This is a genomic window from Saccharolobus solfataricus (assembly GCF_900079115.1).
GTDB classification, from domain to species: Archaea; Thermoproteota; Thermoprotei_A; order Sulfolobales; family Sulfolobaceae; genus Saccharolobus; species Saccharolobus solfataricus.
Window position 1 is genome coordinate 298,082 of record NZ_LT549890.1, and the last position, 12,403, is coordinate 310,484.

General features: G+C 33.4%; 21 protein-coding genes. 8 read left to right on the forward strand and 13 right to left on the reverse strand.

All coding sequences use genetic code 11. The annotated features are described in order from the left end of the window. Position 1 precedes the first annotated feature (1 nt). The 10 genes from SSOP1_RS01720 to SSOP1_RS01765 all read right to left on the reverse strand — a co-directional run bounded on the left by SSOP1_RS01720 (position 2) and on the right by SSOP1_RS01765 (position 4,392). Positions 2 to 460: a transcription elongation factor Spt5 gene (locus tag SSOP1_RS01720; RefSeq protein ID WP_009990638.1), complete on the reverse strand. Its 459-nt coding sequence runs from the start codon at positions 458 to 460 to the stop codon at positions 2 to 4. 4 nt (positions 461 to 464) lie between these two features. Continuing rightward, complete coding sequence (locus SSOP1_RS01725; RefSeq protein ID WP_009990639.1) at positions 465 to 653, reverse strand: protein translocase SEC61 complex subunit gamma; 189 nt, start codon at positions 651 to 653, stop codon at positions 465 to 467. A gap of 31 nt (positions 654 to 684) precedes the next feature. Then, a complete protein-coding gene (gene ftsY, locus SSOP1_RS01730) occupies positions 685 to 1,617 on the reverse strand; it encodes a signal recognition particle-docking protein FtsY (protein ID WP_029552549.1) in 933 nt (310 codons plus the stop codon). Between the two features lie 140 nt (positions 1,618 to 1,757). Further along, the gene (gene pfdA / locus SSOP1_RS01735; protein WP_009990641.1) at positions 1,758 to 2,201 is read right to left on the reverse strand and encodes a prefoldin subunit alpha; all 444 of its coding nucleotides are present in this window, start codon (positions 2,199 to 2,201) and stop codon (positions 1,758 to 1,760) included. A 6-nt stretch (positions 2,202 to 2,207) separates the two neighbouring features. Continuing rightward, entirely contained in the window at positions 2,208 to 2,468 is a 261-nt protein-coding gene (rpl18a, locus tag SSOP1_RS01740; protein WP_009990642.1) for a 50S ribosomal protein L18Ae, read from the reverse strand. Position 2,469: 1 nt separating this feature from the next. Beyond that, the gene (locus SSOP1_RS01745) at positions 2,470 to 3,141 is read right to left on the reverse strand and encodes a translation initiation factor IF-6 (protein ID WP_009990645.1); all 672 of its coding nucleotides are present in this window, start codon (positions 3,139 to 3,141) and stop codon (positions 2,470 to 2,472) included. Beyond that, the gene (locus SSOP1_RS01750; RefSeq protein WP_009990647.1) at positions 3,138 to 3,404 is read right to left on the reverse strand and encodes a 50S ribosomal protein L31e; all 267 of its coding nucleotides are present in this window, start codon (positions 3,402 to 3,404) and stop codon (positions 3,138 to 3,140) included. Before SSOP1_RS01750 ends, SSOP1_RS01745 begins: the two co-directional genes overlap by 4 nt. 3 nt (positions 3,405 to 3,407) lie before the next feature. Further along, the gene (locus tag SSOP1_RS01755; RefSeq protein ID WP_009990648.1) at positions 3,408 to 3,563 is read right to left on the reverse strand and encodes a 50S ribosomal protein L39e; all 156 of its coding nucleotides are present in this window, start codon (positions 3,561 to 3,563) and stop codon (positions 3,408 to 3,410) included. Then, positions 3,560 to 3,916: a DNA-binding protein gene (locus SSOP1_RS01760; protein WP_009990649.1), complete on the reverse strand. Its 357-nt coding sequence runs from the start codon at positions 3,914 to 3,916 to the stop codon at positions 3,560 to 3,562. Before SSOP1_RS01760 ends, SSOP1_RS01755 begins: the two co-directional genes overlap by 4 nt. Positions 3,917 to 3,927: 11 nt before the next feature. Beyond that, positions 3,928 to 4,392, reverse strand: a complete 465-nt coding sequence (locus SSOP1_RS01765) for a 30S ribosomal protein S19e (RefSeq protein ID WP_009990651.1) — start codon at positions 4,390 to 4,392, stop codon at positions 3,928 to 3,930. A 70-nt stretch (positions 4,393 to 4,462) separates the two neighbouring features. Between SSOP1_RS01765 and SSOP1_RS01770 the strand changes: the two genes are divergently transcribed. After that, positions 4,463 to 5,626 (forward strand): nicotinate phosphoribosyltransferase, encoded by a 1,164-nt coding sequence (locus tag SSOP1_RS01770; RefSeq protein ID WP_009990652.1) that lies wholly within the window; start codon positions 4,463 to 4,465, stop codon positions 5,624 to 5,626. Here SSOP1_RS01770 and SSOP1_RS01775 read toward each other — a convergent pair. Both SSOP1_RS01775 and SSOP1_RS01780 read right to left on the reverse strand, forming a co-directional pair. After that, positions 5,623 to 6,678 (reverse strand): phosphate signaling complex PhoU family protein, encoded by a 1,056-nt coding sequence (locus SSOP1_RS01775; RefSeq protein WP_009990653.1) that lies wholly within the window; start codon positions 6,676 to 6,678, stop codon positions 5,623 to 5,625. The genes SSOP1_RS01770 and SSOP1_RS01775 overlap by 4 nt on opposite strands. 61 nt (positions 6,679 to 6,739) lie before the next feature. Further along, positions 6,740 to 7,735 carry a PFL family protein gene (locus SSOP1_RS01780; RefSeq protein WP_009990654.1) on the reverse strand — a complete coding sequence of 332 codons (996 nt, stop codon included), beginning with the start codon at positions 7,733 to 7,735 and terminating at the stop codon, positions 6,740 to 6,742. A gap of 43 nt (positions 7,736 to 7,778) precedes the next feature. Between SSOP1_RS01780 and SSOP1_RS01785 the strand changes: the two genes are divergently transcribed. From SSOP1_RS01785 to SSOP1_RS01800, 5 genes are read left to right on the forward strand one after another with little or no spacing between them, the layout of a single operon-like run. Further along, on the forward strand, positions 7,779 to 8,180 hold the full coding sequence (locus SSOP1_RS01785; RefSeq protein ID WP_009990655.1) for a DsrE family protein: 402 nt from the start codon (positions 7,779 to 7,781) through the stop codon (positions 8,178 to 8,180). Continuing rightward, complete coding sequence (locus tag SSOP1_RS01790; RefSeq protein WP_009990657.1) at positions 8,177 to 8,407, forward strand: sulfurtransferase TusA family protein; 231 nt, start codon at positions 8,177 to 8,179, stop codon at positions 8,405 to 8,407. Before SSOP1_RS01785 ends, SSOP1_RS01790 begins: the two co-directional genes overlap by 4 nt. Positions 8,408 to 8,448: 41 nt before the next feature. Beyond that, positions 8,449 to 9,342, forward strand: a complete 894-nt coding sequence (locus SSOP1_RS01795; RefSeq protein WP_009990658.1) for a cysteine synthase family protein — start codon at positions 8,449 to 8,451, stop codon at positions 9,340 to 9,342. 16 nt (positions 9,343 to 9,358) lie between these two features. Then, positions 9,359 to 9,517, forward strand: a complete 159-nt coding sequence (locus SSOP1_RS17340) for a hypothetical protein (protein WP_009990659.1) — start codon at positions 9,359 to 9,361, stop codon at positions 9,515 to 9,517. Beyond that, positions 9,510 to 10,166 carry a BUD32 family EKC/KEOPS complex subunit gene (locus SSOP1_RS01800; protein WP_009990660.1) on the forward strand — a complete coding sequence of 219 codons (657 nt, stop codon included), beginning with the start codon at positions 9,510 to 9,512 and terminating at the stop codon, positions 10,164 to 10,166. The genes SSOP1_RS17340 and SSOP1_RS01800 overlap by 8 nt, the downstream gene beginning before the upstream one ends. Here the strand turns inward: SSOP1_RS01800 and SSOP1_RS01805 are convergent. After that, positions 10,146 to 10,334, reverse strand: a complete 189-nt coding sequence (locus SSOP1_RS01805) for a hypothetical protein (protein WP_014511523.1) — start codon at positions 10,332 to 10,334, stop codon at positions 10,146 to 10,148. The genes SSOP1_RS01800 and SSOP1_RS01805 overlap by 21 nt on opposite strands. Positions 10,335 to 10,372: 38 nt before the next feature. Between SSOP1_RS01805 and moaA the strand changes: the two genes are divergently transcribed. Both moaA and SSOP1_RS01815 read left to right on the forward strand, forming a co-directional pair. Further along, a complete protein-coding gene (gene moaA / locus SSOP1_RS01810) occupies positions 10,373 to 11,299 on the forward strand; it encodes a GTP 3',8-cyclase MoaA (protein ID WP_009990662.1) in 927 nt (308 codons plus the stop codon). After that, a complete protein-coding gene (locus SSOP1_RS01815; RefSeq protein ID WP_009990663.1) occupies positions 11,296 to 12,354 on the forward strand; it encodes an aminopeptidase P family protein in 1,059 nt (352 codons plus the stop codon). The genes moaA and SSOP1_RS01815 overlap by 4 nt, the downstream gene beginning before the upstream one ends. The last annotated feature ends 49 nt before the right edge of the window (positions 12,355 to 12,403 follow it).

A 12,403-nucleotide genomic window follows, 5' to 3' on the forward strand; every position in this document is an offset into this window, starting at 1 on the left:
TTCACCTCTTTGAGACCTTAATTTGATCTAGAGGAACTGTGACTTGTAATGGAAATGCTGATTCTAAAATATTTAACACTACCTCTCCTTTAGCTTCCTCAACCCTTATCACTTGAGCTTGAGTACCCCTAAAGGGACCAGAAATTACTTCTACTACATCACCAGGTTTTACAGTAGGACCTACAGTTTTTCTAGATACAATCTTTAATATTTCATCTCTAGGTAGTAAACCTTGTGCAAGACCTCTTGCATTCCTTATCCCAGCAATTAATGGTTTAACTATATGTAAACCCTCTGCCTCTAGAACTACATATCCTTTTAAATTGGGTGGAACAATTATTGCGTATATTCCTTTAATATTATTAGTTTTTATTCTTTCTTCCAGCATTAAAGCTACATTTATTTCTTGCCCTCCAACCACCTTTATAGCATAATAGTTTCTCATATTCGGTTTTTCCACAAAATTACACCCCAATTAATGTCAACGCAAGTTGAATTATGTAAGCTAATACACCTACTACGGCTAATACTAGTAAAGTAACTTTAAGGTTAAGTGAGAAAAAGTTTCTATCCGGTTTCCTCGCTACTGTAATTATTCTATTCCAATCCTCTCTAAGCCTTCTGAACCAGTTAATTATCTTATTTGAACTCACAGTAATTTATAATTGGTTTAAGGTATTTAAGTTAACTGAATAATCTCTGAATGAACCATTCGGCATTAAATGGAATTAGATCATCATAAGCCTGACCTATTCCTAAATATCCAACAGGCTTATTTAATTCATAAGCTAACGATAATATTACACCGCCTTTTACATCTGCATCGACTTTAGTTAATATTACTAGATCGAATCCAACATTATTTTCGAAGTATTTAGCTTGCTCTAATGCATCGTTTCCACCTAGGGAGTCTAAAACTAATATTTTTAGATTTGGCTTTGCAATATTAACAACTCTCTTTAGCTCATTCACTAAATCAGTGTCAGTATGCATTCTTCCAGCAGTATCTATTAAGACTACATCTATACCCCTACTTTTAGCTGCACGTATTGCATCAAAAGCAACTGAGGCAGGGTCACCTCCATATCTACCTTTAATTAAAGGTATCTCTAAGTTTCTTGAATGAACTTCCAACTGTTCTTGCGCTGCTGCTCTAAACGTATCTGAAGCTGAAATAATACACGATAAGCCATTTTTTTTAAGCATATATGCAAATTTCGCAATAGTTGTAGTTTTACCTACTCCGTTTATTCCGAAAAATATTATTATATAAGGTTTTGGTGATTTTTTTATTTCTTCTAATACATTTATGGCATTATTCTTTGTTATTATCTCAGTGATAGATTTTTTCAGAGAATCCTTTACTATTCTTTCAAGATCATCGCTTCGTTTTACCTTTTTGCCGATTATGTTTTCTTTCAGATCTTCAAGAATTTTCTCAGTAACTTCAAAAGAAACGTCACTTTCCAGTAGCTGATATCTCAATTCCTCTATGAAGTCTTCTATATCTTTCTCCTTAATTTCTCTATATCTAAAAACATCAAAAATACTTCCACCACTCTTCCTCTCTTCTTTAGTTTCTTCCTTTACTTCACTAGTTACTGATTGATCCGTTATGTTATTACTAGTCTGCTGTTGATTACTAATAGTTGTCTCTGTAGAAGGGATATTTTGTTCGATCTTTTGTGTCTCTTCTTGCTCTCCCTTTAATTTATCTACAAAATTAGAAAAAGCTTTCCTTATTTTATCAAAACAATTTATTCACCTTGTTGTCTCCTGGCAGCTGCTTGCTGTATTTGATTTAGTATGTCAACTATCTGATTATATGTACTAGCAGCTTTTTGAAGTTCATTATTTAGATCTTGGGCTGCCTTACTTATCTCATCCTTTCTCTTATCAAGAATCTTTATAGCTGAGTCTAGGTCCACTTCTGCATAATAAGATAAACCTAAATGAACAGTTACCTTATCTCCTATTATACCCCCTACTTTTGCTAAAAGATATCCTTTTCTATCAATGAAGACTAACATTTCTTTATTTCCACTCTTCATCGTCTCTATCGCTTGTTTTGCAGAGTCTATTGAGTTTATCGACTCTAGCAATTCTAGTTGAGTTCTCTGCAATGAATCTATGTACCTTTTTAGGTAATCTGCTTGTGCTATTAATTCGTCTAATGTTATACCTCCTTGTCCTTGACTCATCTTTCATCACATTATAATTTTATCAACTTTAGCTAATTCTCTTATTCTTCTATCTGGAATTTCTTCTTCCTTTATTTCACTTATTTGCTCTATTTTTATGTTATATCGCTTTATCTTATTCTTGCTGCCAAAATGTGAATAAACGTACTCAATAGCTTGTTTTTCATTCAATGCTCTAACTATCTTTACAAATTTTCTCTTTTCTGGATAGTGGGATTCGCCAAATAGTGCAGTTCCTTTGACAAGGTAAAATTTTATTCCACTCATCTCATTCACCTAATGCTTTTTGAATTCTTAAAATCTCTGGACCCGTAGTTGACGCGCCTACTAACGTTCCTTTATCGTTTGCGACTAGCCCACTTTTGATAAATACACTTCCAAAATTTACCGTGCCAATATCTATCTTAACTCCGAACAATTTTTCCAATTCTTTTAATTCTTTCTCACTTGTATCAACATGTACTAGTCCACCCTTATTTGTTATAACTCCTACAGAACCTACGGTTATCATTTGAGCTATTTTCCCTCTTTTTATATCTTCAACACCTAAGGTCTCCTTTATTATCTTCTCTTCAATATCATTAAATTCAGGGTAGATTAACGCGGCCTTATTATTTGCCAGTATTGTATTTCCTAGTGCAGTAACTTTTGAATTAAGAATCTCAACTCTGCAATCCCTTAGATTCTCCTTCAGAAATCTGAATTCATCATCAATTGTAGACTTAGGTAAAAGAATTCCGTTATCGTTACCGCTTATGAAAATACCTAAAAGAAAACTTCTGGATATTTCTGCTTCTAATAACTCCGTTCCTAATACTTGGGCAATATTTTCTTTTGTTTCGCTATCTAATCCTCTAGGTATGATTGTATATTTATTATTAGTATAAATATAGACTCCTATATTATCTGTTCCAAAAACTGATAACCTTTGCAGATTCATCTACTTTTAATAGCTAGTCTCACAAGATATATTTTTTCTTCTATCTTACTAACTACTACTCTAATTTTACTTACTATTTTATCATTTCCGTTCTTTGATATTGATTTAGCTAATAGTGGATCTATTATTACCTTCTCCGCGTTAAAATGTCTTGCTACAACCTTTTTTATGAATTTTACTGCCCTTTTACTTCTACCAGTTCTCTTTCCAGTTTTTATTTTTCTTAAATTAATTATCATTTCAAAATTATCTTTCTCTTTCATTTTTTACACCTTTAGATCATTTCTCCTCCAATTTCTCCTTAAGGGATTGTATCTAACTCTTCCACGAGTCTTTAGAACTATCCATATTGGTATTGGAGAGTTCGCTTTTAAGGCTTTGGCTAATCTAAATTTCTTAGCTACTGGTTTATTTCTACTCATTTCCATCCTCTCTCTCTTATTTGTATTTTGAAATCACGTCTGTTCTGTTGTGAAATCTGTTCCAATATTTGCTTTAATTCCTCATCTGTTATTGGTATCTTTATTCTTCCAGATTGTGCTAGTGCAATTAATTGATTTTCCAGCGATTCGGCAAATTCAGGCTTAACTAATTTTATATTTGTTAGCCTCTGTCGTGCCTCAGGTGTTAATATTACTCTTAAGATTGACTCTTTTTGGGATTCTAATTCTGCTTTTCTCTTTCTCTCTTCTTCTATTCTTTTTTGCTCTTGTGCAGCTTTTCTTCTTAATAATTCTTCTAATTCTTCATCATCATATGAGTTTGGAGTTGACATCTTTTCACCCCTTATTCCAAGTATACCTTCAAAGAAGTATTATTCTCAGCCAGCTCTTTAAAGATTTCCAACGCTAATTTATCTAATAATGACCTTCCTTTAGGACTTAAAGATCTTCCCTTATTCTTAATTTTTTGGACTAGCCCAGCTTTTTCTAATTGTTGAAATATTAATCTATTTACATGACCAGGAGCTTTTACAAATTTTTCTGGTCTAGTCCCCCTTCTTTTTCTTCCACCGTAAATTGTTCTTGTTTTTTCTATTCCAATAATTGAGTTAACGTAAAGTTTTCTTAGTAATGATGCGGCTCTTATATACCACCAATCCTCTGCGTTATCTGGTACTCTTTCCTTAAAGCTAGCTGTTTTAGCTAATAGTGCCCACTCTGGTGGATCTACAGTTTTCACATTCTCCTTTAGATATATTGCTAACCGTTTTATCAAAAGATCTGGAGGTACCATTTCAGCTGTTATCATTATAAGACTCAATTACATTCGTAGTATATAAGGTTTAAAATTTATCCTTTTTAATAACATATGATCTCGAATGGAGTTTTATATAGCCGATTTTAAGCAGATTAAGGAGGGTAAAGTCACAGATATTTATTTTGAAAGAACATTAAAGACACTAGAATATCTTGGGATTAAAGACGCTAAAGTAAGGATGGAAGTACATTCTTACGGTTTACCTAAAGGTTATGAATGGGCTCTTTTTACTGGTTTAGAAGAAGTTCTTCATTTGTTGGAAGGAGTGCCAGTGAACGTTTATGCGATGCCAGAAGGTACCTTATTTAAAGAAATAGAACCGGTAATGATAATAGAAGGCAACTATTTAGATTTTGGTATTTACGAGACTGCCTTCCTAGGAATATTGAGGCATTATTCTAGCATATCTACTAAGGCAGCCAGACTTAAATTTCTTGCAATGGATAAAACATTATTTTTCTTTGGCTTAAGATCTCTTCATCCTGCACTAGCCCCTATGGCAGATAGGGCAGCTTATATAGGCGGCATGGATGGAGTTTCTGGTGCCATGAGTAAGGAATATCTAGGAGTTGACCCTTCAGGTACTATGCCTCATGCACTAATGCTTATTGTAGGTGATAACGTGAAAGCCTGGAAGGCTTTTGACGAGGCTATGGGATCTGAAGTTCCTAGAATAACCTTAGTTGATACATTTGAGGACGAAAGAACTGAAGCCTTAAAGGCTGCAACTTTACTTGGTAAGAAATTATATGGTATAAGGTTAGATACGCCGTCAAGTAGAAGAGGGAATTTTAGAAAAATTATTCAGGAGGTTAAATGGACGTTAAAGATACACGGTTATGATCATGTTAAGATATTTGCAAGCGGAGGGATAGATGAGGACGATATAATTAACCTTCGAGATATTGTTGACGGATTTGGGATTGGAACGAGTATAGCATTTCCTCCAAGTGTTGATTTCAGTGCTGATATAGTGGAAAAATTTGTTGATGGTAAATGGGTGCCTTTTACAAAGAGAGGCAAATGGCCCGGGGCTAAGCAAGTATATAGATGTGGAAAGCTAAATGATGTAATTACCCTTATGGACCAAGAACATCCTTCTTCAGATTGTAAGCCTCTACTGCAAAAATATATGGAAAATGGAAAGATTATAAAACCTTTACCTTCTCCAAAAGAAATAAGGGAATACGTGATTAAACAGTTAACTGAATTGCAGAGTAGCTAGCCTGTTATTATAATTTCTTTTTGATTCTCTATGCTTCTGTTAAATGCTATTTCGGTTATTGGCTCCATTCTTCTTATTGCGTTATATAACCTTAAGTTAAGCGCTCGCAATACAGCTATTAGGCTGGGAGATTTGACCTCTTTAAGCATTTCTTCTGAGATTATAGCCTCAGTTATCAATACTCTTCTTAGTGTTCTTAATTCTTCCATCACTTCATTTATTAGTATGGTATCCTCTTTCGCTAGCACTTTTACCGCGTGGTCAATTACAGAAGAAGTTTGTTCTATATACATATTTATCTTATTCCATAATCTCTTCATTTCCTCAAGATCTGATGGATGTAAAGATAATAGATCTAATGCTATCTCACTTATCTCATCGGCAGCTTCCTCTATTGCCTTTATTAAAATTCTATTTCCCACTATTTGTATTCTTTTAACACCTATCATATAGGCTAAGCTCCTATTCATTTGAGCTAATAGTAATTGCCTTAAAGCTAGATAATATAGTCTATCTACTTCCCTTTCTAATTCTATTACTTCTTGTAAGAAAGTTCTACTTGATTCTTTTATTCCGAGATCTAGGTAGTGAAGCATTTGTTTTATTGAATTTGATAATCTATTAATTAGATTATTCATAGTATACTTTGTAGGATCAAGAAAAGATTGTATTTGGATTGTATCTGTTGTCTGCGATACGATCTCTAATCCAATCAGATTCCTTATTGTATCTTTAACTTTCCTCAGTATATCCTCAGTAAAGATACCGCTTTTACTTTCAATATCTATCCTATCGTAGCCTAGGATGTATAATGAGTATATTACTCTGCTTACTAATTCACCTTGAACACTATCGTTTTGTATACTTATTTTCATCTCTTTTACTTTACTTTCTGCCTTTAGATTCGGTGGATATACTTTTAGACTACCATCCTCATCAACTTCTAGATATACACTTTCGCCTGGACTTAAAGAGACTTCTTTTACCCATTCTGCAGGTAGCGAAACCATAAGTGTAGATTTGCCGAACTTTTGAACTCTCCTAACTTCCATTAAATACTACCTCCCACTGTATCATATAGTTCAAAGTTTATAAAAGTAGTTTTATACTATACTATACTACTTTTACCTCGGGTATTTCTCCAAACATCTTAGTTAATACTGGGCTTCCATTAGTTGGTATCATCCTTACACCGTATGGTTTTCGTTTTGTATACTGAATATAATAAACTGATTTCAATATATTCTCATATGTAACTAAATCTGAATATATACCAACCATGTCAATGCCTGCGACACAAACATAGCTCATTAGTAATAAATCCTTTAAAGTTAGGCTACCCTCCTTAACTCTCTCCCTTAAAAGATTGTCCTCTGCAATTGGCAACATTAATTCTGAAAAACCGATAGGATTTACTCTATTTCTCCAAACTCCCTCAAATATCTCCCTATTTATTTCAGCTACTGCTGATAAATTTGAGATATCAAACATTTTCTTACTTCTACTTTCTACAATTTCTCCCACACTACTTTCCATCCATGGCGATAATGACGCATCTATTCCTAAGTACTTTATATTTAATTTTTTCTCTAATTGTCTCCCTATTGTATCTGCCTTTGATAAGGCTTCATTTATCTTTCCTTGTTTAAATTCGTCTACATATAGTAAAGATATTCCAAAAGAATCATAGACTGTATTTGCGGAGGAAGTTGGAAAATAGGGGGTTAATAGAAAATCTTGGTTAAATAATAAGGCAAACCTAGAAGCCTCCTCTGGCTCCAGACTAATGATAAGTTTTGCTAGATCTTTCAGATTATCTGTTGTCTTTACTAATACATGGGCGTAAATTCTTTTATCAGATTTCAATATATCCTTGATTTCTCTTAATCTCTTATCTTTCTCTTGGAGATTTATTAGACTAAATATAATTTCACTATGCGTTGTAGGTAATAATTCTATTAGTTTACTTAAGCTTAAATCAATAGGTGTAGGTGGTAATGAGATCCTTTTACTCCATATATTGTTATCATTTAATTTACTTAGTTTTTCCGTATAATCACTAATTTTTGAGTAGTTGGTAACGAAAATTGTTATCGCTCTTATCATCATTTTGTTTACACTTTTATAATCTTTGTAGAAGTTTAAATTACTGATGAGTAAGATTACTATCTTACTTGCAGATAATAATATAGATAAACTGTATCATGGTCTGGTGGTAGCTTTAGGCGCAAAAGCGTTAGGTTGGGATGTTAAGTTTTTCGTGACATCGCAAGCAGTAGTTCTTTTCACAAAGGCAAAGAAGGGAAAAGGGAAATTAGGTTTACCTTTTTTTGCCAGATTTTTTGTTAGGCTTCAAATGAAGAGGTTAAATATTCCAAATCCTGAAAAATTAATTGATGACGCAATAAATCAAGGTGTTGAATTTTTTGTAGATGAGGCTGGTTTAAGGCTTGTAAACGCTAGAAGTGAAGATTTATTAGAAAATGTTAAATTATCAGGAACTATAACGTTTATATTGGAAGCAAAGGAATCAGATGTGGTGATTACGCTATGAAAATTATTGAATCGGATGAGATATGCCCAGTTATTTTAACTAAGGTAGTAAAGGAATGGGTTTCACTAGAAAACGGCGAAGAAGAGGAATTAGTTATAATTACCACGTGGCAAGCGGTGGGGCAAGAGTTAGAGAAATGGTGTAAGGAAACTGGTAATTCATTTCTTGGCGTATCTAAAAAGGATGGGAAGTTAGAAGTAAGGCTCAAGTTAATTAAAAATAAATAAATACCAGTTTCTCACTACTAAAATCTCGGTAGATCTATATTGTGTCAAATCCTCTTCACGTATTCTCAAATGAGCAAGAGTTACTAGAAGGTATGTGGCCTACTCCACTACTAAAACTTAGGATAGGAAATGACACATGGGCTAAACTAGAATTTTATAATCCTTTTAGCAGAAGTGTAAAAGATAGGACAGCGTGGTTCTTATTTAGGCAAGCATTACTAAAGAATGCAACTCATATAGTTGAAGCCACCTCTGGCAATACTGGAATAGCATTAGCGTCGCTATCTTCAATTTTCGGTATGCGATTCACAATGTTTCTTCCCGTAGTTGCTCCAAAGGTGTATAAGGTTTTTGTAAAGTTATTAGGAGGTAATGTTATAGAGGCTGGTAATTCGACCAATGATGTAATACCCTTAGTAAAGAAGTTTGCAGAGATGACTAATGCGCTCAATTTGGATCAGTTCAATAATCCAATCAACGTAATAGCTCACTATGAGACTACCGCAAGAGAAATTGATGAACAGTTAAGTTCTATTGGGAAGAAGCCTTCACGTATTATAGCTACCATGGGAACTGGGGGTCATATAGCGGGGATTGCTAAGTATTTTAAAGAGAAATATGGAAATGATGTAGAAATAATAGGAGTTCAACCCTCAGAAAATTCCAGAATTCCTGGAATAAAGAGACAAAATGGCTCTAATTCTTTACTAAGGGACGTGAAGATAGATAGAGTAGTTGACGTAAGTTTGGAAGAAGCAATCGATGGGACTATTAGTGTAGCAAGGACTTCCGGGATTTTAATAGGTATAAGTGCAGGTGCTACTGTGGCAGCCTATAAGAAGATAAGTGATGTTTCCTCCACTACAGTGCTTATATTTCCAGATGATGCTTTTAAGTATGTTGATATTTTAGAGCAAACTTTAAAAGAGATATAGGAGTAAGCAAATAACTGTGCCAGAAGTAATAGTTATAATGAATAAGAATGGAGATATTCTGGATTTTTCTCCCAGGAGTTTAGATATATCAAAATTTTTGTCTAAAAAGCCTAATGAGATATACGATGACGGAGAATTAATAAGATTAAGAATAGATATAGCTAACGATGTTTAAAAATTCATACAGTCAGTCAAGAATCATAAAGAAGGATAACAACATATATGTGCAAAAATGTTATATGACAATCTTTGGAATAAAGTGGTATTTTATCTCTACTTTCTTTTGGAATTATCCCTATGTGGCTGATCCTAAGGAAAGATTCGTTAGAGAACTGGATTTTTTCTTGGATAATGCGTGGAAAGATACAGTTGTTGTACCTAAACTAATCGATATTGATGCAAAAGAACTTTGCATTACTAGAGAGTTTATAGAAGGGGATGAAATAAATGAGGAAAATATAGAGATCATGGCTAAGGGCCTAAGGGAAATTCATGAGGTTGGATATGTGCTAGGTGATACTAAAATAAGTAACTTTGTTATAGTAGATAAAAGTAAGTTAGCTGTTATAGATGCTGAGCAATCTTTTAAATCTAACAATTTATATTATAGAGCTTGGGATTTACTAGTATTTTTCCTATTTTTAAGTTACAAAATGGTTAATATAAGTCATTTCCAAGAGGTAGCTAAAAGATTTCTAGACGAATATATGCCAGATAAGAATATTGTGAAAGAATTCTTTGATATGAAGAATATAAATCTAATGGGATTATATCCCCCCACTCATTTATATGTACTAAAAAACTTAATGAGTAATTTTTATTAAAATGGTTGTTGTATCTTTTATAGTCTCTATATTGGAGTCTAAAATTCTTGAGCCACACGCTGGGCATCTATAGTAATATCTTATTACCTTTTTTGTACCATCAGTGCTTTCAGATTCCGCAATGAAGTCCATTCTAATTCTGCATTTTGGACAAATTACTGCATTCATACATGTGTTTATAATCTTTTGAGGTAAAAAAGCTATTAATGATTGATAGATTTGGTAGACCATTAGAAGATCTTAGAATAACGTTAACACACGCATGTAACTTTGAATGTTTCTTCTGCCATATGGAGGGAGAAGAAGGAGATAATTATCTTTTAAGTAAAGAGGATATTTTATTAGTTGCTAAAGTTGCTAGGAAATTTGGTATAAACTCTGTAAAATTAACTGGAGGAGAACCGACATTACGACGAGATTTAGTTGAAATAGTTCGAGGGCTTAAGCAATTAGGGTATGAAGACGTTTCTATGACAACTAATGGTTTTCTCCTAAAAGATTTAGCTCACAAATTAAAGCTAGCTGGGCTTGATAGGATTAATATCAGCCTTCATGCTGTTTCAAGGGATACATTTAAGAAAATTACGGGTGTAGATGCTTTTGATAGAGTAATTGAAGGGATAAAAAGTGCCATAGATGTGGGTTTAGTACCAGTTAAGTTAAATTTTGTTGTAAATAGGAGAAATCGTGAAGAAGCCTTCAAGTTCATTGAGCTATCCCAAAATTTAGGTGTAAATGAGATACACCTTATAGAACTGCATCCGGTAGGGTTAGGAAAATTAGCTTTTAAGGAACATGATGATTTAAGAGAAATAGAAGAATATATTGAGAAAATATCTATTAAAAAACTAATTAGGAAAAAGCATTTTAGACCACGTTATGTTTTACCCTCTGGATTAATAGTCGAAGTAGTTAAGCCCTATGCGAATCCGATATTCTGTGCTGGATGTAACAGGATCAGATTATCTGTTGATGGAAAGTTAAAGACGTGTTTATACAGAGAAGATAACGTAATAGATGTATTAGATATATTGAAAGGTGAATATTCCGAAGATGTTAAAGAAGAATTATTAGGAAGAGCCTTTATGATAGCAATAGCTATTAGAGAGCCTAACTTCAAATATAAAATATGAATAGGTTAAGAAAGCTTAAGGCAATCCTAGAAGATAAGAAAGATAGTTGTGCCATAATATTTGGTTCTCCAAATTTATTCTACTTCTTAGAATATTCTGGGGCAGGAGCGTTAATTTATTGTGATTCACGCTTTACCTTACTTGTCCCTGCCCTAGAGATGTATAGAGCAGAGAATGTGAAAGATGTCGATATTGCAATTTATTATCCATCTAAAATCTTGGAGAATGTCATTGAAGGTAATATATTTAGGGCTATTGAAAAAATTGTTAATAAGAGCAACATAATGCTAGACGTAAGCTGGGTTGAGGCAAGTACGTATAAGGCGTTATCAGAAAAGTATAAGGTAATTGATTTTTCTAATGAGATAGTAAGGTTAAGAGAAGTTAAGGATAACGATGAGATAGAAAGAATAAGAAAAGCTGGTGAAATTACTGCTGTTGCAATGAAAATTGGTATGGAGAAATTGAGCGAAGGAACTTCTAACGAAAAACAAGTAGCGGGTATTATAGATATGACTATGAGATCTATGGGTGCTGAAGATTATGCTTTCCCATCAATAGTGGCATTTGGAGAGAATTCAGCGTATCCACATCACATTCCTACAGATCGTGTATTAGGAAATAATGATATTGTACTATTTGATATAGGTGCGAAATATAATGGTTACTGCTTTGATAGCACCAGAACTTTTGTATTTAAGAATAGTGAAGCAAAGAAAGTTTATGAAGTAGTTTTGGAAGCACAAATGGAGGCTATAGATGCCGTTAGGGATGGAGTAATGGCTTCTGAAGTAGATATTACTGCTAGGAGAGTTATAGAAAAAGCTGGTTATGGTAAATATTTTATACACTCTACTGGACATGGAGTTGGAGTAGAAATTCATGAAAGCCCTGCAGTTTCCATGAATTCCAAGCAGATATTGAAGGAAAATATGATTATTACCGTAGAACCTGGAATATATCTGAAAGGCAGGTTCGGTATACGTATAGAAGATACCCTTATTGTAACTAAAGGAAAGCCCATCGTGCTAGAAACTGCTTATAAACTGTTGTAGAAGTTTTTTAACAAAATAGTTATATTAGATTTCTTCACTAAACTATAAA